We start from the raw sequence: 21,060 nt of genomic DNA, 5'->3' as shown, positions 1-21,060 counted from the left end.
AACTCGGGTCGACACAGGAGACAACCATGCAGGTCCCCACCTGGGATAACCCCGTCGGCACCGACGGCTTCGAGTTCATCGAATACACCGCGCCGGACCCCAAGGCGCTCGGCAAGCTGTTCGAGCGGATGGGCTTCACGGCCGTCGCCCGTCACCGCCACAAGGACGTCACCCTGTACCGCCAGGGCGACATCAACTTCATCGTGAACGCCGAGCCCGACTCGTTCGCGCAGCGCTTCGCGCGCCTGCACGGCCCGTCGATCTGCGCCATCGCGTTCCGCGTGCAGGACGCCGCGAAGGCCTACCAGCACGCGCTCGAGCGCGGCGCCTGGGGCTTCGACAACAAAACCGGTCCGATGGAGCTGAACATTCCGGCCATCAAGGGCATCGGCGATTCGCTGATCTACTTCGTAGACCGCTGGCGCGGCAAGAACAGCGCGGCGCCCGGCAGCATCGGCGACATTAGCATCTACGACGTCGATTTCGAGCCGATCCCCGGCGCCGAGCAGAATCCGAAGGGCCACGGGCTCACCTACATCGACCACCTGACGCACAACGTTCACCGCGGCCGCATGAACGAGTGGGCGGAGTTCTACGAGCGCCTCTTCAACTTCCGCGAAATCCGCTACTTCGACATCGAAGGCAAGGTGACAGGCGTGAAGTCGAAGGCGATGACCTCGCCGTGCGGCAAGATCCGTATTCCGATCAACGAGGAAGGCTCGGAGACGGCCGGCCAGATCCAGGAATACCTCGACGCCTATCACGGCGAAGGCATCCAGCACATCGCGCTCGGTACGAACGACATCTACGGGACGGTCGATGGCCTGCGCGCGTCCGAGATCGCGCTGCTCGACACGATCGACACGTACTACGAACTCGTGAACCGCCGCATCCCGAACCACAGCGAGCCGCTCGCGGAACTGAAGAAGCGCAAGATCCTGATCGACGGCGCCCCCGAAGACCTGCTGCTGCAAATCTTCACCGAGAACCAGATCGGGCCGATCTTCTTCGAGATCATCCAGCGCAAGGGCAATCAGGGCTTCGGTGAAGGCAACTTCAAGGCGCTGTTCGAGTCGATCGAGCTCGACCAGATTCGCCGCGGCGTGGTGCAGGACAAGGCCTGACCCAGGCCTGGCCGCAGTGCGGCCATGAAAAAAGGGCGAAGACCGCAAGATCTTCGCCCTTTTTGTCTTTCTGGAGCCACCGCCGCACACCCGGCAGGCGCCCCGGTGAATGGAATGCCGCGCGGATCAACGCGGCATTACGGAAATCATCAGGATTGGCGTTCGGCCTTCGTGGCCCCGGTAACACCGATATCAGCCTTCGCGCACTGCGTGTACTGCGCCGTGCGGACGAACGCATTCGACGAGCCGTTGCTGCTCGCGTTCGAATGCAGCGGCGCGCTCATGGCGAAGAACGCGGCCGAGACCGTCAAGAAGGTCTGGATATGCCGATTGTTCATGCTGTACTCCTTTTTTCAGACTGCCTGTTGCGGTAGTACCCCTATTTGCTGCCTGGGGCGCTGCGCGGTTTGCACAGGTGGGGGATTAGACAGAAATATCAAGACTGGTTCCGGATTCGTGTAGTTTTTACACGCTGTTACGCCGCGCAGCATTCGGATACATCCTCTGTTACACGGCTTCCCCGGGTTTAACGCACGGCACGCCGCCGCGAAGTCGGGCTTCCCCCGCGCAATCGTGCTTTCTTGCGCCGAGCGGCGGGTTTGCCCCAGTGCTACCATCGGTAAAAACACGCCAATATGGCGCCCCGGGCCGGAGCATCCACAAGATGCCGAGGCACTGAAGTTCTGGTGATCCCAAGACTAATGGTGGATGGAGGAGTACCCACAATGAATGCCCCGCTAGACGCTGGTCAGCGTGCTTCGCTCGAAGCCGCGCTAGCTTCCGTCACGCTCGACGACAAATACACCCTCGATCGCGGCCGCGCGTACATGAGCGGCATCCAGGCGCTGGTGCGTCTGCCGATGCTGCAACAGGAACGCGACAAGGCTGCCGGTCTCAATACTGCGGGATTCATTTCCGGCTATCGCGGTTCGCCGCTCGGCGGTCTCGATCAGTCGCTCTGGAAGGCGAAGCAGCATCTCGCCGGCCATCAGATCGTGTTCCAGACTGGTGTGAACGAAGATCTCGCGGCCACGGCCGTCTGGGGCTCGCAGCAGGTGAACCTGTACCCGTCCGCAAAGTACGACGGCGTGTTTTCCATGTGGTACGGCAAGGGCCCCGGCGTGGACCGCTGCGGCGACGTGTTCAAGCACGGCAACTCGGCCGGCTCGTCGCGTCACGGCGGCGTGCTCGTGCTCGCCGGCGACGACCACGCGGCCAAGTCGTCCACGCTTGCGCATCAGTCGGAGCACATCTTCAAGGCCTGCGGCCTGCCGGTGCTGTTCCCGTCGAACGTGCAGGAATACCTCGACTTCGGCCTGCACGGCTGGGCCATGAGCCGCTACTCGGGCCTCTGGGTCGCCATGAAGTGCGTGACCGACGTGGTGGAATCGTCGGCCTCGGTCGAGATCGACCCGCATCGCACCCAGATCGTCCTGCCGGAAGATTTCCTCGTGCCCGACGGCGGACTCAATATCCGCTGGCCGGACCCGCCGCTCGTGCAGGAAGCGCGTCTGCTCGACTACAAGTGGTATGCCGGGCTCGCTTATGTGCGGGCGAACAAGCTCGACCGCGTCGAGATCGACTCGCCGCATGCGCGCTTCGGCATCATGACCGGCGGCAAGGCCTATCTGGACGTGCGCCAGGCCCTCACCGACCTCGGCCTCGACGACGAGACCTGCTCGCGCATCGGCGTGCGGCTCTACAAGGTGGGCTGCGTGTGGCCGCTCGAAGCGCAAGGCGCGCAGGCGTTCGCGCGTGGGCTCGAAGAGATTCTCGTGGTCGAGGAAAAGCGTCAGATCCTCGAATACGCGATAAAGGAAGAGTTGTACAACTGGCCCGACGCGCAGCGTCCGCGCGTGTACGGCAAGTTCGACGAAAAGGACGGCGCCGGCGGCGAATGGTCGGTGCCAATGGGCAACTGGCTCCTGCCCGCCCATTACGAGCTCTCGCCCGCGATCATCGCGAAGGCGATTGCCACGCGTCTCGAGAAATTCGACCTTCCTTCCGACGTGCGCGCGCGCATCGCCACGCGCATCGCCGTGATCGAAGCGAAGGAGAAGGCGCTCGCGAAGCCGCGCGTGCAGGTGGAACGCAAGCCGTGGTTCTGCTCGGGCTGCCCGCACAATACCTCGACGAACGTGCCGGAAGGCTCGCGCGCGATGGCCGGCATCGGCTGCCACTACATGACCGTGTGGATGGACCGCAGCACGAGCACGTTCAGCCAGATGGGCGGCGAAGGCGTGGCGTGGGTCGGCCAGGCGCCGTTCACGAACGACAAGCACGTGTTCGCGAACCTCGGCGACGGCACCTACTTCCACTCGGGACTGCTCGCGATCCGCGCGGCGATCGCCTCGAAGGCGAACATCACCTACAAGATCCTCTATAACGACGCCGTCGCGATGACGGGCGGCCAACCCGTGGACGGCGTGCTCACCGTGCCCCAGATCACGCATCAGCTCGCGGCCGAGGGCGCGGCGAAGATCGTGATCGTCACCGACGAGCCAGAGAAGTATCAGGGCGTGACCTCGCTCGCACCGGGCGTCACCATTCATCACCGTGACCAGCTCGACACGATGCAGCGCGAACTGCGCGAGATCCCCGGCACCACGATCCTGATCTACGACCAGACCTGCGCCACCGAAAAACGCCGTCGCCGCAAGCGCGGCACGTATCCGGACCCGGCGAAGCGCGTCGTCATCAACGAGGCTGTCTGCGAGGGCTGCGGCGACTGCTCGGTGCAGTCGAACTGCCTCTCCGTGGAGCCGCTCGACACCGAGTACGGCACGAAGCGCCAGATCAACCAGTCCACCTGCAACAAGGACTTCTCGTGCGTGAATGGCTTCTGCCCGAGCTTCGTCACCGTTGAAGGCGGCCAGTTGCGCAAGCCGAAGGCGAGCAGCGTAGCAAATGAAACGATGCCGGCCGTGCCGACGCCCGACCTCCCCGGCCTTGCGCAGCCGTACGGCGTGCTCGTGACGGGCGTGGGCGGCACCGGCGTCGTGACGATCGGCGCGCTGCTCGGCATGGCCGCGCACCTGGAGAACAAGGGCGTGACCGTGCTCGACGTGACCGGCCTCGCGCAGAAGGGCGGCGCCGTGATGAGCCACGTGCAGATCGCGAACCAGCCCGCCGACATCCACTCCACCCGCATCGCCATGGGCGAGGCGAAGCTCGTGATCGGCTGCGACGCCATCGTGACCGCCAGCGACGACTGCGTCTCGCGCATGCAGGCCGGGCAGACGCATGTGGTGCTCAACAGTGCGCCCACACCCACGGCCGAGTTCATCAAGAACCCGAGCTGGCAGTTCCCGGGCTCGAACACCGAGGCCGACGTGCGCGCGGCGGCGGGCACCGACAACGTCTCCGCCGTCGACGCGAACCGCTACGCGCTCGCGCTGCTCGGCGACGCGATCTACACGAACCCGTTCGTCCTCGGCTATGCGTGGCAGCGCGGCTGGTTGCCGCTCACGCACGAGTCGCTCACGCGCGCGATCGAGCTGAACGCCGTGCAGGTGGAGAAAAATCTGGCGGCGTTCGAGTGGGGCCGCCGCGTCGCGCACGATCGTGCTGCCGTGGATACGCTCGTCAAGAAGCCGTCTGCCGGGCAGAACACCGAAGCTGCGGACACCAGCGCCGGCGCGAAGATCGTCTCGCTGCACACGCCGAAGGCGCTCGACGCGCTGATCGACAAGCGCGCGCAGTACCTCGCCGCGTATCAGAACGACGCCTGGGCGTCGCGCTACCGCGCGCTGGTTGCCGACGTGCGCGCGGCGGAAGGCAAGATCGAGCGTCCCGACGGTCAGTTCGCGCTGACCGAAGCCGTCGCGAAGAATCTGCACAAGCTGATGGCGTACAAGGACGAGTACGAAGTGGCGCGCCTCTACGCCGACCCGGCGTTCATCGAGAAGCTGAAGGCGAGCTTCGAGGGCGACTGGAAGCTGAACTTCCATCTCGCGCCGCCGACCTTCGCGAAGCACGACGGCAAGGGCCACCTGGTGAAGAAGCAGTACGGCCCGAGCATGCTCACGGCGATGCGCCTGCTTGCGAAGCTCAAGTTCCTGCGCGGTACGGCGTTCGATCCGTTCGGCCGCACTGAGGAGCGGCGTCACGAGCGCGCGCTGATCGGCGAGTACGAGGCGCTGGTGCGCGAACTGGCGAGTGGCGCGAACGCGGAAAATCTCGCGCTTGCGGTGGAATTGGCAAGCCTGCCGGACGGCATCCGCGGCTACGGTCACGTGAAGGAGAACAACCTCAAGGCCGTGCGGGCGAAGTGGGCGACACTGCTGGACAAGTGGCGCTCGCCGCAAGGCGGCGCGGCGCGTCATGCTGCGTGATACGCCGTGAGGCAGTAGCCCTGCCGTAAAGACGAAGGGCGCTCCGTGAAAACGGAGCGCCCTTTTCTATTGAGCATCTGAATCGGGGACAACGCCGGCGCGCGTCGCACGCACGCCGGCATTCGCATCACGCGCTCAGCGCGCCGCCGCCTTCGCGTTCGCCGCGTTCGCCGAAGCCACCGCCGTCATGTTGATGATGCGTCGCACGGTTGCTGCCGGCGTGAGGATGTGCACCGGCTTCGCTGCACCCAGCAGGAACGGACCGACCGTCACGCCTTCGCCGCCGATCACTTTCAGCAGGTTGTACGCGATGTTCGCCGCTTCCACGTTCGGCATGATCAGCAGGTTCGCCTCGCCCGCGAGCGTCGTGCCCGGGAACGACTGCTTGCGGATCAACTCCGAAAGCGCCGCGTCGCCGTGCATTTCGCCGTCCACTTCGAGCTGCGGCGCGCGCTGCGCGATCAGCTCGCGCGCCGCCTGCATGCGCTGCGCCGTCGACGAACGCACGCTGCCGAAGTTCGAGCTCGACAGCAGCGCGACCTTCGGCACGATGCCGAACTTCTCGATCTCGCGCGCGGCGAGGATCGTCATGTCGGCGATCTGCTCGGCGCTCGGCACTTCGTTCACGTAGGTGTCGGAGATGAACAGGTTGCGGCCCGGCAGCATCAGCAGGTTCATGGCCGCGTAGTTCTCGGCCTCCTTTGCCTTGCCGAACACCTGCTCGACGAACTTCAGGTGATAGTCGAAGCTGTTGAGCAGGCCGCAGATCATGCCGTCGGCGTCGCCCAGATGCACGAGGATCGCGCCGATCAGCGTGTTGAACTTGCGCATCGACGCCTTCGCGACCTCGGGCGTGATGCCCTGGCGCGCACCCAGGTCATGGTAGGCCTGCCAGCTCTTCTGGAAGCGCGGATCGTCTTCCGGATCGACGATCTCGAAGTCGGTGCCCGGACGCAGCTTCGATCCCATTTTCTTCAGACGCATTTCCACCACCGACGGACGGCCGACGATGATGGGCTTCGCGATCTTCTCGTTGAGCACGAACTGCGCGGCGCGCAGCACGCGCTCGTCCTCGCCCTCCGCGAACACGATGCGCGCGCAGTTGGCCTTCGCCGCCGCGAACACCGGGCGCATCACCATGCCCGAGCGGTAGACGGTCGCGCCAAGCTGCTCGCGGTACGCGTCCATGTCGGCGATCGGGCGCGTGGCGACGCCCGAGTCCATCGCGGCTTGCGCCACGGCCGGCGCGATCTTGATGATGAGACGCGGGTCGAAGGGCTTCGGAATCAGGTATTCCGGGCCGAATTCGAGCGTGTGGCCTTCATAGGCCTTCGCCACTTCGTCGCCCTGGTCGGTTTCCTCGGCGAGTTCCGCGATCGCGCGCACGCACGCGAGCTTCATCTCTTCCGTGATGGTCGTGGCGCCCACGTCCAGCGCGCCGCGGAAGATGAACGGGAAGCACAGCACGTTGTTGACCTGGTTCGGATAGTCCGAACGGCCCGTGGCGATGATCGCGTCCGGGCGCACTTTCTTCGCTTCTTCCGGACGGATTTCCGGTTCCGGGTTCGCCAGCGCGAGGATCAGCGGCGTGTTGGCCATGTCCACGACCATCTCGGGCTTGAGCACGCCGGCGCTCGAACAACCGAGGAACACGTCCGCGCCCTTGATGGCGTCGCCGAGCGTGCGCGCGCCGGTGTTCGCCGCATAGCGCGCCTTCGACGGATCGAGATTGCCGCGGCCTTCGTAGATCACGCCCTTCGAGTCGACGACGAGCGTGTTCTCCTTCTTCAGGCCGAGCTTCACGAGCAGGTCCAGACACGCGATGGCCGCCGCGCCCGCACCCGAGCACACGAGCTTCACGCTGCCCAGTTCCTTGCCCACGACCTTCAGGCCGTTCAGGATCGCCGCGGAGGCGATGATGGCCGTGCCGTGCTGGTCGTCGTGGAAGACGGGGATCTTCATGCGCTCGCGCAGCTTCTGCTCGATGTAGAAGCACTCGGGCGCCTTGATGTCCTCGAGGTTGATACCGCCGAGCGTTGGTTCAAGCATGGCAATGGCGTCGACGAGCTTGTCCGGATCCGACTCGGAAAGCTCGATGTCGAACACGTCGATGCCGGCGAACTTCTTGAAGAGACAGCCCTTGCCTTCCATCACCGGCTTGGCCGCGAGCGGGCCGATATTGCCAAGGCCCAGCACCGCGGTGCCGTTGGTCACGACGCCGACGAGGTTGCCGCGCGACGTGTACTTCTGCGCGTCGAGCGGATCCGCGTGGATCGCTTCGCACGCGGCGGCGACGCCGGGCGAATAGGCGAGCGAGAGGTCGAGCTGGTTCGACAGCGGTTTGGTAGGCGTGACCGAAATCTTGCCGGGCTTGGGATTCTGGTGATACGCCAGCGCGCTTTGCTTCAGTTGTTCATCCATTTTCGGGCCTGCCTGGACGTGAGAGACGTGAGAGGTTTTATGGTCATGAACCCGCCGTCCCGCATGGCACGCTCAGGGCTTCGATTGCGTCAGGCCTGTGGCCGGACCCGCGGCGAAGCCACCTCTTGCGGCCGGCGAAGCGGCGAGGGCGAATTGGCGGGGGGAACTAGTGTACACCCCGGGCACAGCGCAGGAACTCGGGGTGAGGACTGATACCCGGGATAGCGCGGACATGAACTGTCCACGGGTGAAACGGCGGAATGGAGAGGGGTCTGTGGGGGCCGCTACTCCAGAGCGGCGCCGCGCCGTTCCGGGATCAGGAACAGCGTCGCGAGTATGTCGAGCAGGTAGATCGAGGCCAGCATCGCGAGCGCCGCGCCGAACGAAAACCGCGCCGCCAGCGCGCCGACGGCCAGCGGCCCGAAGCCGCCCACGGCCCGCCCGATGTTGAAGAGCACGTTCTGGGCGGTGGCGCGCGCAGCCGTGGGATAAAGCTCGGAGATGAGCGCGCCGTACCCGCCAATCATGCCGTTCACGAACACGCCCATGGCCGCGCCGCCCACGAGCAGCGCGATCGGCGTCGCGAGATGCGCGTAGGCGAACACCATCGCGACGGCCCCGGCCTGATAGAACAGGAATGCGGGCTTGCGCCCGAAACGGTCGGCGGCAAGGCCGAAGAGCCAGATACCGAGCGCCATGCCGGCGACGGTCGCCGCCGTCCAGAGCCCGGACTTCGTCAGCGAGTAGCCGAAGGACCGCGACAGATAGGCGGGCAGCCAGATCATGAGCCCGTAATAGCCGAAATTCTGCACCGAACAGAGAACGACGACACCCAGGCTCGCACGCGCGGTGCGAGCGTCGGCCACGAGCAGGCGCAGCGCGCCGGGACGCTCGCCCCGTACCGCCTGCTCCACGCGCGACGCATGGGCGACGAAGAGTGCCGGCTCCTCCACGCGGCGGCGCACCACGAACGACACGACAGCCGGCAGGAGACCGAGCGCGAACATGCCGCGCCAGCCGATCACGGGCAAGAGCCACGGCGTAAGGAGCGCGGCGGCGAGCACGCCGAGCTGCCAGCCGAGCCCGACATACGACGACGCCCGCGCGCGCAGATGCGCCGGCCACGCCTCGGCGACGAGCGCCATGCCAATGCCGAACTCGCCGCCCAGACCGATACCGGCGATCGTCCGGTAGACGAGCAGATCCGCATAGCCGCGCGCAAGCGCACAAAGGCCAGTAAAGACGGCGAACAGCAGGATCGTCCAGGTAAGAACGCGCACGCGGCCGTAGCGGTCGGCGAGAAGCCCGAACGCGATGCCGCCGGCCACGGCGCCGACGAGCGTCCACGTGACGAGCGAGCCGGCCTGGGCGGTGGAGAGATGCAGCTCGGCGCTGATGGCCGGCAGCATGAAGCCGAGCATGAGCAGATCGAAGCCGTCCATCGCATAGCCGAGCACGGAAGCGACGAGCGCGCGCAAGGCGTGGCCGCGCGTCGTTTCGACGGAGGCAGCGGGAGGAGAAACGACGGTCATGGAGACTTCCTGTACAAGCCGGGTGTCGGGTATCGGGTGTCCGCCCGGATAAACCCGCGAGAGTGTAATGGTGAGCTCGCGCGGTCACAACCGTGAAAGAAAAGCGCGAAAGCCACATCGGCCGAGAAATGATCGATCCCCCAAATACCGCCCGGACCGCGTTACACGTTGCGCGAACCAGCCCCACCAGCCAACTCGTCTCAAAAGTTCAAGTCGGGTAAAATACCGGCCTACGCGCGCAAGAGAAGCCGTCCGAACCGAGCGGGTGAATACTGCCCCGCGCCTTCGGGCCGCGCACGCCAGAGACCCCAGCGGTACTGCCGGGTCCGCCGTGCCAGCGCCACCGGGCTTGACGCCCACCCTCCCTCGCTCTCATATCCAAGGATTCGCCCATGACAGGCTACGATCGCCAGACGATCTCGGACACGACCGCCAAGATGCTGCTCGAAGTGAAGGCCGTGCACTTCAACGCCGAAAAGCCCTTCATCTTCACCTCCGGCTGGGCGAGCCCGGTCTACATCGACTGCCGCAAGCTGATTTCGTATCCGCGCGTGCGCCGCGGCCTGATGGAAATGGCCGAAGCCACGATCCTGCGCGACGTCGGCTACGAGCAGATCGACGCCGTGGCCGGCGGCGAAACCGCGGGCATTCCGTTCGCCGCATGGCTCTCGGACCGCCTGATGGTGCCGATGCAGTACGTGCGCAAGAAGCCGAAGGGTTTCGGCCGCAACGCGCAGATCGAGGGTCTCCTCACCGAAGGCCAGCGCGTGCTGCTCGTCGAGGATCTGACCACCGACAGCCGCAGCAAGATCAACTTCATCAACGCGCTGCGCACGGCCGGCGCGACGGTGAACCACTGCTTCGTGCTGTTCCACTACAACATCTTCAAGGAGAGCGTGTCGGTCCTCAAGGACATCGACGTGGACCTGCATGCGCTCGCCACGTGGTGGGACGTGCTGCGCGTCGCGAAGGCGTCGGGCTACTTCGAAGCGAAGACGCTCGACGAAGTCGAGAAATTCCTGCACGCTCCGGCCGAATGGTCCGCGGCGCATGGCGGCGCAACGGCGGCACCGCAGTAAGTACGCAACGCCAGGCATCGCGCCCAAGCAACAGGCCATCTGCCCGCCGGGCGATGGCCTTTTTTCATGGGCGCCGCAGGCGCCACGGGCGTGTTACCGGGCGGCGCAACGCTGCGTCAATGCGAAGCTTCGACACCGTGGTGCGTGTCTGGCACATGCGAAGAGAGGTTCAGCAAGCCATTGCTCTGCGCGTACTGAAACAGCTCCGAGTCGCGGTCGAGCCCGAGCTTGCGCATGGCCGTGTTCTTTTGCGTGCTGATGGTCTTGATGCTGCGGTTGAGCTTTTCCGAGATCTCCTTGATGGTCATGCCCGACACGAAAAGCCGCACGACCTCCAGTTCGCGCCTCGACAAGAGCACTTCGTCGGTCTTGCCGCCGCTGTTCAGGCGCAGCGATTCGAGCGCCGCCCTCACCTGCGGGCTCATGTATTCGATGCCGCGGCTCACCTGTTGCACCGCGAGGCCAATGTGGCCCAGGTCGTCGGACTTGTGAACGACGGCGATCACGCCCAGCTCTCCGAGTCGTTTGAGCAGGGCGGCATTCTCGAGCATCGTCAAGACGACGATGGGAATATCGGGAAAATTGCGGCGCAAATAACCGATCAGCGGCAAGCCGTCGCCAAACTGCCCGCCGGGCATGGCGAGGTCGGTCACGAGCACGTCGCACGGAGTCGTCAGCAGCGCCTTGATCAGCTCGGTGGACTGGCGTGCGCGCGCGACGACCTGGACACCCGGAAATTTGAGGAGCGCTTGTTCCGCGCCGAACAAGATAACAGGATGATCGTCCGCGACTACGATCCTGATTGGCTGCTGCATTCACCCTCCTCTCGGCAGGCCTGTGCTCCTTTCGGGCAAGCCTGCTTGTTTTGTTCTGGCGTACCCTCACGGACATGCAGCAGGCCTCTGCCCGACACTGCCCGCGATCCTCACCGGCAGACGAGGGCGCACGCGACTATAGCCGATGTCCTCTACCCCACAACGACCGATGTGGCGAAGCCTCGCCCTGAAATGCCGCTATATTTGATCGAGTTCAATTCGGAGCACAATTCGAATCGGCCTCGCAGGAAATGCCTGGACGGCTCGAAAAAATACAGGAAACCATCCGATGGCTTGCCCGTATGTCGCGATCACGGTCCCGCTCGCCCGTCGCCGGCATGGCATGGCGCGCGGTTTGGTCCTGCTCGTCGCTGCCCTGCATACCGCCGGCATGGCGCATGCCGAAGGTGCGTTTTCGGTTTCCAGCACAACCTTCGGGAACGGCGGCAGTGTCGCCACCGCGCAAGTCTTCAACGCGGAAGGCTGTGAAGGCGGTAACCGCTCGCCGCAGCTCTCGTGGCGCAATGCGCCCGAAGGCACACGCAGTTTCGCAATCACGATGTTCGACCCCGACGCTCCGGGCCGCGGCTGGTGGCATTGGGCCGTCGCGAACCTCCCGGCCCGCGTGAAGGCCTTGCCGGAAAACGCGAGCGGGTCCGGCGCATTGGCGAAGCTCGGCGCAGTGGAAGCGCGCAACGATTTCAACACCGGCGGCTATGGCGGTCCCTGCCCGCCGCCCGGCAAGCCGCACCGGTACGTGATCACGGTCTACGCCATCGGCACCGACAAAATAGCGGGGCTCGAACAGGGACGTCCGGCTGAGATGTTCGATCACGAGATAGACGGCGCTGCGCTCGGCCGCGCGCAGCTCACCGTCAGCTACGGCCGCTGAGCATGACGACGCGGGCCGGGCCAGGCTGCCCGCCAGCAAAAACGCCACCGCATAACCGTCACACGACGGCCGCATCATCTCGTTGCGGGCTCCGGCAAAGCCGTGAGCCGCGGCGGTTCCCGCCCGTACGGGTTACTCCCGATTTTTTTTCCCGCCGGCACGCACGGTGGCGCGTCCGAAGTCTTAGAATAACGTTCCGGCGCTGGGCGGATCCCCCGTTGTCCACGCGCGCCCCGGGCCCATTTAACTGCGCACCCCGCGTTCAGAGAGATCGAGATGAGCACGAAAGTTTTTGTCGACGGACAGGAAGGCACGACCGGCCTGAAGATTTTCGAATACCTGTCAGCGCGCGCCGACGTCGAAATCCTGCGGATCGACGAAGCGAAGCGCAAGGACGTCGAAGAACGCCGCCGTCTCATCAACGCCTCCGACGTGACGTTCCTCTGCCTGCCGGATGTCGCCTCGCGCGAATCGGCTTCGCTGGTGGAGAACGACCGCACCGTGCTGATCGACGCGAGCACGGCGTTCCGCACGAGCTCCGACTGGGCCTACGGCCTGCCCGAACTCACCCGCCAGCAGCGCGAGCGCGTGCGCACGTCGAAGCGCATTGCGGTGCCGGGCTGCCACGCGTCGGCATTCGTGCTGGCGATGCGTCCGCTCGTCGAGGCCGGCCTCGTCGGTCCCGATTTCGCGGCGCACGCCTACTCGCTGACCGGCTACAGCGGCGGCGGCAAAAAAATGATTGCGGAGTACGAAGCAGGCGGCAACCCGAAGCTGATGAGCCCGCGCCCCTACGCGCTCGGCCTCACGCACAAGCACCTGCCGGAGATGAAGTCGCACGGCGGACTTTCGTCCACGCCCGTGTTCACGCCGGTAGTCGGCCCGTTCTACAAGGGCCTCGCGGTCACGACCTACTTCTCGCCGAAGCAGCTCACGCGCGGCGCGAAGCCCGAGGACGTGCTGGCGCTTTACGCCGAGTACTACGCGGGTGAGGCGTTCGTGCGCGTGGCGCTGTTCAACGCCGAGGAAAACCTCGATGGCGGCGCCTTCGACGTTCAGGCGAACAACGACACGAACCGGGTGGATCTCTTCGTGTTCGGCAACGACGAGCAATTCGTGACGGTCGCGCGCCTCGACAACCTCGGCAAGGGCGCTTCGGGCGCGGCGATCCAGTGTATGAATCTCGCGGTAGGCGCAGCGGAAGACGCCGGCCTCAAGGGATGAGCGACACGCCACCGCTCGCCTGATGCGGCGGGCACCACGCAAAACCGGAGCCTCGCGCTCCGGTTTTTTTATGCCTGTCTCGGCCTGGCGCGCAAAGCAAGCAAAATGCAGGGACGAAAAAAAGCCCGCCAAAGAGGCGGGCTTAATCCATATCAGAGGAGACATGGAGGAGACAGAAACAAGTATAGCCGCCTAGGTGATGCAATGCAACATGTAAAGTAGTACGCACCCTAGTACGCCCCGTATTTGTTGTAAATTTACAACATTCGTCTAGCTGCCGATCATCGAAAGAATAAAGGTCAGCTGATCGAGCCCCACCGGGCGCACCAGATGCACGTCGAAGCCCACTGCGAGCGCCTCGTCGCGGTGGCGCGAGTCGGGCCATCCGGTCAGCGCGATCAAAAGCGGCGCGCAGGCACCACAGGCGTCGCGAAGGCGCCGTACGAGGGTTGCCGGCTCCTCCTCCAGCAAGGAAAGCGCGACGATGACCACGTCGGGCGTGAAGCGCGCGGCAGCCAGCAGCGTATCGTCGAGCGTGCGCGCGGCATAGGTCGCGTAGCCGAGATCGGTCAACAACGTACCTAGCTCCGTCAGCGATTGTTCGTCGTTGTCGGCGATCAGGATGCGCTTGTCCATCCCCCGTCTCCCATCCCATGCAGAACTGTCGCGCTCTGTGTCTTTGTCATGCCGGCCTGTTCAGGCCGTCCGGCGCGGCGCCCAACGCCTCCACTATGGTCATTGTGGCCGCCCGCTTCGATGCGCATCGTGCGTCAACGCGCAGTCATATGAGGATTGTTACGTCGGCACCCCGGTCGCCGCCAGCACTTCGACGAGCGAATCGCGCAATAGCGCGACGGCCCGCACAAGCCGCCCCGGCAGCGCATGATGCACGAGCCAGGCGTCGACGCCGGTATCGAAATCGACCACGTCGATCGCCTGCAGCGCATCGCGAAACGGACTGCGCGCCAGCACGTGCGGCGACACGATGCCGATGCCGAGCTGGCGCGCCACGAGCGAAAGCTGCAGATCGGAACCGAATGCCTCGACGGCCACGTTGAACGGCAGCCCGGCCCGCGCGAGCGAGCGCGAGAGCGCCGAGCGCATGCCGCAGCCGTCCTGGTTGAGCACCCACGGATGCAACGCCAGATCTTCCAGCGTGACCGGATCGCTGGGCAAACCCAGCGCGCGCGACGCGACCACCGTTGTCGGCATGAAGGCGAGGCGTGTGCGTTCGAGCGATTCCGGCAGCGCGCTGTCGCCCGGCATCAGCACGACGGCGGTGTCGATTTCGGCCCGCTCGACCGACTGCAGCAATCCCGGCGACCAGCCCGCCGTCACGCGCAGCGTGAGCTTCGCAAAAGCGCCGCGCAGGCGGTCGAGCGGCTGTTCGAGCGCGAGGTCGGAGAGAAACGGCGGCACGCCGATGCGCAGTTCGCCGGCCGGCTCGCTTTCGGGCGACGCGACGGCCAGCAGTTCGTCCACGGCACCCAGCACGTTGCGCGCGAGACGGTACACCTCGCGGCCTGCGGCGGTGGGCTTGAGCGGCTTGGCCTGGCGGTCGAGCAGCGCGAGACCCAGCGTGCTTTCCAGACTCTGGACGCGGCGCGTCAGCCCGGGCTGGGTGAGATGAAGCCTTTCGGCGGCGCCGACAATCGAGCCGCTTTCCACCACAGCCACGAAGGCTTGCAGATCACGCGTGTTCAAAACAATCTCGCATAATTAATATCAAGATATTTCAATTGTCGCATAACCTTCCGGCTTCTAGGATAGGCGAAACCGTCTCATCCGGAGCGCCAACATGACTCGCCTCGCCGAGCTTTCGTCCCCTTCCTGTGCCGTCGTCGCCACCGACAAACCGCACGCCGATCAGCAAGACGAACTCCACGCCGGCCAGCTGACCACGGCGATGACGCTGTTCTTCAGCGCGACCGTGGGCTTCATCGTCATCAATCTGTTCGCCGCGCAGCCGCTCACCGGGCCTATCGCCGCTTCGCTGCAGGTCCCGCACGCACTGACCGGCCTGATCTCGATGCTGCCGCAGCTCGGCTATGCCGCCGGCCTCGTCCTGCTCGTTCCGCTGTCCGATCTGATCGAGAACCGCCGCCTGATCGTGCGCACGCTCCTCGCCTGTGCCGCACTGCTCGCCGTGCCGCTTTTCGCGCATTCCGCCTGGGCGTGCCTCGCCGCGCTATTTCTCGCAGGCGCCACGTCCAGCGTGATCCAGATGCTCGTGCCGATGGCCGCCTCGATGGCGCCGGAAGCGCAGCGCGGCCGCGCGGTCGGCAATGTCATGAGCGGGCTCATGCTCGGCATCCTGCTTTCGCGGCCGCTCGCGAGCTTGATCGCCGGATCGATGGGCTGGCGTGCGTTTTACGGTGCGGCCGCACTCATCGACGCGCTGCTCGCCGCCGTGCTCGCGCTGCGCCTGCCGCTGCGCACGCCGCACGCCCATACGCGTTATACCGGGTTGCTGCGCTCGCTCTGGACGCTGCTCGCCACCGAGCCCGTCCTGCAACGGCGCGCGATCTCGGCCGGCCTCGCGATGGGCGCGTTCAGCGTGTTCTGGGCGTCGATTGGCCTGCGGCTTGCCCAGGCGCCGTTCGGCTTCGGCCTGCACGGTGTGGCGCTGTTCGCGCTCGCCGGCGCGAGCGGCGCCATTGTCACGCCGCTCGCCGGGCGGGCCGGCGACCACGGGCACGGTCGCGCCGCCCTGTGCCTCGCGCATCTGCTGATGCTGGCTGCGCTCGTGCTGGTCGCCGTGGCCGGAGCGGGCGGATTCGGATTTTCGCCCCATGCGCACCCGCGCCTCGCGCTCGCCGCGCTCGTGATCGGCGGCGCAGCGCTCGACGCCGGCGTCGTGATCGATCAAACGCTGGGCCGGCGCGCCGTCAATCTCATGAATCCCGCCGCGCGCGGGCGGCTGAACGGATTGTTCGTCGGTGTGTTTTTCGTTGGCGGCGCGCTGGGCGCCGCGCTTTCAGGCGTCGGCTGGGCCCTCGCGCAATGGCCCGGCGTGTGCGCCGTGGGCGCGGCGTTTGCCGGGGGGGCGTTCCTGTATGGCATCGTGGGGCGAACCAACCGGGTCGGGACGTAGCGGCATGCTCAATACCGCTCAGCGCCAGACGGCGGGCCTCACGCCCGCCCTGCGCGCCGCGCCGCCACCTTACCGAGCACCGCAAAGTCGCGCTCCCCGTCGCCGTGTGCAACGGCTTCGATCAAGCTGTCACGCACGACGCTCGCCACCGGCATCGGCGTGGACACCGCATCCGCCGCCGCCAGCGCGAGCCGGACGTCCTTGAGACCGAGTCGGGCCTTGAACATCGCGGGCTCGTAACGATCCTCCGCAATCATGGCTCCGTAGCCCGCGTAAACCGGTCCCGGAAACGGGCCGCCCGTAATCATGTCGAGAAAGTCGCGCATCGCCACGCCATGCCCCGCGAGCAGGGCCGCCGCCTCGCCGAGCGTCTCCACCGCAGCCCCCAGCATGAAGTTCGCCGCGAGCTTCATCACGTTCGCCTGCTGCGGCAGCGAGCCGATGCGGCAGGTCCTCTGCCCCACGGCGTCGAAGAGCGGCTGCACGCGGTCGACCGCCTCGGCGTCGCCGGCCGCGATGATCGTCAGCTTTGCCGCCCTCGCGACGTCGGGGCGGCCCATCACCGGCGCCGCCACGTAACGCAACCCCCGCTCGGCATGCTCGCGCGCCAGCTCCCCGGCCAGCGCGACGGAAATCGTCGCCATGTTGACGTGTACGAGACCGCGCGGCGCCGCGTCCAGCAACGCCGCGCCGAACACCTCGCGCAGCGCCGCGTCGTCGGCGAGCATCGAAAAAGCAGCGTCGCCCGAAAAAGCCTCGGCCGGCGTGGCGACGATCTGCGCGCCCGCCTCGGCGAGCGGCCGCGCGCGCTCCGGCGTGCGGTTCCAGACTCGCACCCGGTGCCCCGCCTTCAGCAGATTCGCGACGATCGCGCTGCCCATTTCACCAAGACCGATGAATCCGATATCCATTACATCCTCCTTCATGTTGGGAACGCGCAAGTAAAGCATAGGCGTCCGCGCGCTGCAGACGGCCGCCCGGACGCCGATGGTCGGTGCGATACTCACCGCATGGTCACCGCCACCTTTCGCTTCTACGAGGAGCTGAACGATTTCCTTGCGCGGCCGCTGCGCCAGCGCTCGTTCAGTTGGCAGTGCGCGCGCGCCGCCTCGGCCAAGCACATGATCGAGGCGCTTGGCGTACCGCATACCGAAGTGGAGCTGATCCTCGTGAACGGCGAATCCGTGGGCTTCGACCATCCGCTCGCCGATGGCGACCGCGTTGCCGTCTACCCGAAGTTCGAGGCGTTCGACATCCGTCCGTTGCTGCGCGTGCGGGCCGCGCCGCTGCGCGAACCGTCCTTCGTCGCCGACGCGCATCTGGGCGGTCTGGCCCAATTGCTGCGGCTGGCGGGCTTCGACACGCTGTACGACAACAACTACCCCGACGACGAGATCGAGGCGCTGGCCGCCGCGCAACATCGCATCGTCCTCACCCGCGACCGCGAACTGCTCAAGCGCCGCACGATCACGCACGGCTGCTACGTGCGCGCGCTCAAGCCCCAGATACAGTTGCGCGAGATCTTCGAGCGGCTCGACCTTGCCGCCAGCGCGCGCCCATTCCGGCTCTGCCTGTCGTGCAACGCGCCGCTGCATGCCATCGATCGCGACGAGGCCCGCGAGCGCGTGCCGGAGGGCGTATTCGAGCGCCAGACGCGCTTCGTCACCTGCGACGTCTGCCGGCGCGTGTTCTGGGAAGGTTCGCACTGGCGGCGCATGCGCGCACTGATGGACGGCCTCGCGGCTGACGGACACGCCGCGTCCGTCGTTTCCCGCCCCTGACTTGCCCCTGATTTGCCGACATCCTTGGGCGGCGACGGCAATGAACATAGCGATGGACGCTGTCGCGCGAATGCGTACAATGCGCGCCACTGCCCAATACCGGAGCCGCAAACATGGCGATGAAGAAAACCGACCTTGAGAAGAACAAGGCGCTGAAACTGATGCAATCGACGAAGCAGGCGGGGCCCGATCGCTTCGGCAAGGGCTCGGCGCCGGCCGAGCTGGACCGCCGCGAGCGCCGCAAGCTCGACCAGGCGCAAGGGCTTGTGCCGTTCGCCTGCAAGCTCAACGCCGATCTGGTCGCGCAGTTGAAGTCGCGTGCCGAGAGCCATCCGGGCGGCCTGAACGGGCTGCTGACCGAGCTGCTGGAAGCAGGCCTCGCGCACGACGCGTCCTGAGCGTCATCGCAGCAATCCGGTCGCGCCGGCAAGACGCGGCTGCGAAAAAAGCCAGAGCGTTGCTCTGGCTTTTTTTTGCGCGATGCCTGGCGGAAGACAATTGGCTTTCAGTTCGGATACGATCTGGATTCGTCTTCCCGGCAAATCGCATACGGACCGTTGCTCCCGCCACCGGGAGCGGTCCCGCAGCCGTCTTCGCAGAACGAGAAACCCGCTTGAAATCCCGCCTGAAATCCGCTTCCCGCCAACACCTGCGCGCCAACCTGCTCATGCTGGCCGCCGCCATGATCTGGGGCTCGGCGTTCGTCGCCCAGCGACTGAGCCTCGACGCCATCGGACCATTCCTCTTCACCGGTCTGCGCTTTCTGCTGGGCGCCGCCGTCGTGTCGGCGCTCGTGCTCGCGCAGCGCCGCACCACGGCGCGACGCACCATGACCGCGCCGCCAGCGCTCTTCGATGCCCGGTTGCTGCGTTCGGGCTGCCTGCTCGGGCTCATGCTGGCCGTGGCCATCTCGCTCCAGCAGATCGGCCTGCGCTATACGAAGATCGCCAATGCCGGCTTCATCAGCTCGCTCTATGTCGTGATCGTGCCGCTGCTGGGCGTGCTGCTGCGTCATCGCACCGGCCCCGGCACCTGGATCGGCGCCGGGCTGGCCGCAGTCGGGCTCTATTTCCTGAGCATCAACGATCACTTTTCGGTGATGTATGGCGACTCGTACCAGCTTGGCTGCGCGATCATCATTTCGATTCAGGTGATGCTCGTGGGCCACTACGCGCCGCGTCACGATCCGCTCGTGCTTTCCGTCGTGCAGTTCGTGGCCTGCGGTGCGGCCTGCCTGCTCGTCGGCCTCGCCTGCGAACCGCTCCCGCTCGCGAGCCTCGTACGCGCCGCGCCGGCCATCCTCTACGGCGGCGCGCTTTCCGTGGGCGTCGGCTACACGATCCAGGTCGTCGCGCAGCGCGACGCCGCACCCGCCCACGCGGCGGTGATCTTCAGCATGGAAGGCGTATTCGCGGCCCTCGCGGGATGGATCGCGCTCGGCGAAACGCTCACGTCGCGTGCACTCGCAGGCTGTGCGCTGATGCTGACCGGTCTGCTCGTCTGCCAGTTGCTGCCGTCCCGCCAGCCCGAAACTGACAAAGAAGCGCACGAGAAGCACCCGGCAACGCAACCGCAGCCGGCGGAACCGGCCTGATCGTCCGCAGGTTCGTAACGCACGCATCGACCGTCGCGCACGGGCGGATCAGGCGGGGTTATCCACGGCACCTTCTGGACAAGCTGGGGATGACCTGGCGAACGTCCTGTGGAGGACTTCTTGATAACTGCCGCACTCACGAGAGATGCCCAAAAGTTATCCCTGAAGCCCGCGCGACATTCAGAGTTTGTCCGCATGGCTATTCGTTCGGCATCGTTTTGAACCGGCAGGTATTTCGGACGTTGTCCACAGTAAATGCCCCGCTTTGTTAACTGTTACTACGTATACATATAGATGGGTATACAAACCCATAACGCGCGCGGCATTGGCTGCGTGCCTGTGCTGCACACCTGCGCAGCGTCGATGAAGAAGAAACCCCGGGCTGTTCGTTCTAGCCGCCCGCCATCATGCGCTCGACGGTATCGGCAAGGTTGCGCAGGCCGAGCGTGGCCGGATTGCGCTCCACCACGCCAAAGCATTCCGTCCGGCGCGGCGCCGGGTCGACGACGAAATTGCGCGGGTGCTCGCCAAGCCGTTCGCGCGGCAATAGCCGCTCGGGTGGAATCACCTCGAACGCGGTGCCCACGGCGATGAACAGGTCGTCGGGCGTCATGGCCTCCTGGATGCGCCAAAGCGTCTCGTATTCGGGCGCGGCTTCATTGAAGAACACCACGCCGGGCTTCACGCCCTCGACTTCGCCACACGCCGGACAGGCCGCCTTCGGATCCAGCCCCGGGCCGCTCGCCGGGAAACGATAGTCGCAGTCGGTGCAAAGCAGCGAGATCATGTCGCCGTGCAGGTGCGTGACCTGGCGCGCGCCCGCCTGCTCCAATAGGTTGTCGATGTTCTGCGTGACGAGATGCACGCGCTCCGTGCCCCAGGTGTCCTGCCATTGGGCGAGCAGCCGGTGCGCGTCGTTGGGACGCGCGCCCGCGCATTCGCTGATGCGCTGGTTGTAGAAGCGGAATACCGCCGGCCGGTTACGACGCCACGTCAGGTAGTTGCACACCTCGTCGAGGTTGGCGTGCGACCAGATGCCATCGCCCGTGCGGAACGTGGAAATGCCGCTCTCCGCGGAAAGTCCCGCTCCGGAAAACACATACAGGCGCGGCGCCCGTTCTCGCTGCTGTTCGGCCAATTTCATCTCCTTGCCTGATCGGCGCCATTATG

At 65.8% G+C, this 21,060-nt stretch carries 17 protein-coding genes; 9 read left to right on the top strand and 8 right to left on the bottom strand.

Annotation, left to right across the window (positions count from 1 at the left end):
- Window positions 1-26: 26 nt before the first annotated feature.
- Complete coding sequence (hppD, locus tag WJ542_RS04770; protein WP_411188240.1) at window positions 27-1,124, top strand: 4-hydroxyphenylpyruvate dioxygenase; 1,098 nt, start codon at window positions 27-29, stop codon at window positions 1,122-1,124.
- 149 nt (window positions 1,125-1,273) lie between these two features.
- Here hppD and WJ542_RS04765 read toward each other — a convergent pair whose 3' ends face one another.
- Window positions 1,274-1,462, bottom strand: coding sequence for a hypothetical protein (locus tag WJ542_RS04765; RefSeq protein WP_411188239.1), 189 nt, complete (start codon window positions 1,460-1,462; stop codon window positions 1,274-1,276).
- Window positions 1,463-1,849: 387 nt separating this feature from the next.
- Here WJ542_RS04765 and WJ542_RS04760 point away from each other — a divergent pair, with 387 nt between their 5' ends.
- Window positions 1,850-5,458, top strand: coding sequence for an indolepyruvate ferredoxin oxidoreductase family protein (locus WJ542_RS04760; RefSeq protein WP_411188238.1), 3,609 nt, complete (start codon window positions 1,850-1,852; stop codon window positions 5,456-5,458).
- 135 nt (window positions 5,459-5,593) lie between these two features.
- Here WJ542_RS04760 and WJ542_RS04755 read toward each other — a convergent pair whose 3' ends face one another.
- Together WJ542_RS04755 and WJ542_RS04750 are read right to left on the bottom strand one after the other, a co-directional pair.
- Window positions 5,594-7,879, bottom strand: a complete 2,286-nt coding sequence (locus WJ542_RS04755) for an NADP-dependent malic enzyme (RefSeq protein ID WP_411188237.1) — start codon at window positions 7,877-7,879, stop codon at window positions 5,594-5,596.
- 284 nt (window positions 7,880-8,163) lie between these two features.
- Window positions 8,164-9,411: an MFS transporter gene (locus WJ542_RS04750; RefSeq protein ID WP_411188236.1), complete on the bottom strand. Its 1,248-nt coding sequence runs from the start codon at window positions 9,409-9,411 to the stop codon at window positions 8,164-8,166.
- Window positions 9,412-9,803: 392 nt separating this feature from the next.
- On the opposite strand from WJ542_RS04750, the gene WJ542_RS04745 reads away from it, so the two are divergent.
- On the top strand, window positions 9,804-10,490 hold the full coding sequence (locus WJ542_RS04745) for an orotate phosphoribosyltransferase (RefSeq protein ID WP_411188235.1): 687 nt from the start codon (window positions 9,804-9,806) through the stop codon (window positions 10,488-10,490).
- Between the two features lie 116 nt (window positions 10,491-10,606).
- On the opposite strand, the gene WJ542_RS04740 is transcribed toward WJ542_RS04745, so the two are convergent.
- Window positions 10,607-11,305: a response regulator gene (locus tag WJ542_RS04740; RefSeq protein WP_411188234.1), complete on the bottom strand. Its 699-nt coding sequence runs from the start codon at window positions 11,303-11,305 to the stop codon at window positions 10,607-10,609.
- A gap of 343 nt (window positions 11,306-11,648) precedes the next feature.
- On the opposite strand from WJ542_RS04740, the gene WJ542_RS04735 reads away from it, so the two are divergent.
- Together WJ542_RS04735 and argC are read left to right on the top strand one after the other, a co-directional pair.
- Complete coding sequence (locus WJ542_RS04735) at window positions 11,649-12,197, top strand: YbhB/YbcL family Raf kinase inhibitor-like protein (protein WP_411190478.1); 549 nt, start codon at window positions 11,649-11,651, stop codon at window positions 12,195-12,197.
- Window positions 12,198-12,473: 276 nt separating this feature from the next.
- Window positions 12,474-13,421, top strand: a complete 948-nt coding sequence (gene argC / locus WJ542_RS04730; protein WP_411188233.1) for an N-acetyl-gamma-glutamyl-phosphate reductase — start codon at window positions 12,474-12,476, stop codon at window positions 13,419-13,421.
- A 270-nt stretch (window positions 13,422-13,691) separates the two neighbouring features.
- On the opposite strand, the gene WJ542_RS04725 is transcribed toward argC, so the two are convergent.
- Both WJ542_RS04725 and WJ542_RS04720 read right to left on the bottom strand, forming a co-directional pair.
- Window positions 13,692-14,057, bottom strand: a complete 366-nt coding sequence (locus tag WJ542_RS04725) for a response regulator (RefSeq protein ID WP_411188232.1) — start codon at window positions 14,055-14,057, stop codon at window positions 13,692-13,694.
- A 159-nt stretch (window positions 14,058-14,216) separates the two neighbouring features.
- Window positions 14,217-15,125 carry a LysR family transcriptional regulator gene (locus WJ542_RS04720; protein WP_411188231.1) on the bottom strand — a complete coding sequence of 303 codons (909 nt, stop codon included), beginning with the start codon at window positions 15,123-15,125 and terminating at the stop codon, window positions 14,217-14,219.
- 94 nt (window positions 15,126-15,219) lie between these two features.
- Here WJ542_RS04720 and WJ542_RS04715 point away from each other — a divergent pair, with 94 nt between their 5' ends.
- On the top strand, window positions 15,220-16,515 hold the full coding sequence (locus WJ542_RS04715) for an MFS transporter (protein WP_411188230.1): 1,296 nt from the start codon (window positions 15,220-15,222) through the stop codon (window positions 16,513-16,515).
- A 38-nt stretch (window positions 16,516-16,553) separates the two neighbouring features.
- Here WJ542_RS04715 and WJ542_RS04710 read toward each other — a convergent pair whose 3' ends face one another.
- Window positions 16,554-17,426, bottom strand: a complete 873-nt coding sequence (locus WJ542_RS04710; RefSeq protein ID WP_411188229.1) for an NAD(P)-dependent oxidoreductase — start codon at window positions 17,424-17,426, stop codon at window positions 16,554-16,556.
- Between the two features lie 99 nt (window positions 17,427-17,525).
- Here WJ542_RS04710 and WJ542_RS04705 point away from each other — a divergent pair, with 99 nt between their 5' ends.
- The 3 genes from WJ542_RS04705 to WJ542_RS04695 all read left to right on the top strand — a co-directional run bounded on the left by WJ542_RS04705 (window position 17,526) and on the right by WJ542_RS04695 (window position 19,890).
- Complete coding sequence (locus tag WJ542_RS04705) at window positions 17,526-18,296, top strand: Mut7-C RNAse domain-containing protein (protein ID WP_411188228.1); 771 nt, start codon at window positions 17,526-17,528, stop codon at window positions 18,294-18,296.
- Window positions 18,297-18,409: 113 nt separating this feature from the next.
- A complete protein-coding gene (locus tag WJ542_RS04700) occupies window positions 18,410-18,694 on the top strand; it encodes a hypothetical protein (RefSeq protein ID WP_411188227.1) in 285 nt (94 codons plus the stop codon).
- Between the two features lie 269 nt (window positions 18,695-18,963).
- The gene (locus WJ542_RS04695) at window positions 18,964-19,890 is read left to right on the top strand and encodes a DMT family transporter (RefSeq protein ID WP_411190477.1); all 927 of its coding nucleotides are present in this window, start codon (window positions 18,964-18,966) and stop codon (window positions 19,888-19,890) included.
- Between the two features lie 391 nt (window positions 19,891-20,281).
- Here WJ542_RS04695 and WJ542_RS04690 read toward each other — a convergent pair whose 3' ends face one another.
- Entirely contained in the window at window positions 20,282-21,034 is a 753-nt protein-coding gene (locus WJ542_RS04690; RefSeq protein ID WP_411188226.1) for an SIR2 family NAD-dependent protein deacylase, read from the bottom strand.
- Between the last annotated feature and the right edge of the window lie 26 nt (window positions 21,035-21,060).

Origin of the sequence: Paraburkholderia yinzeri (assembly GCF_046581065.1) — a bacterium.
Taxonomy (GTDB): Bacteria; Pseudomonadota; Gammaproteobacteria; order Burkholderiales; family Burkholderiaceae; genus Paraburkholderia.
Note: the sequence above shows the minus strand (reverse complement) of the source record. Positions and strands in the feature narration are given on the sequence as shown.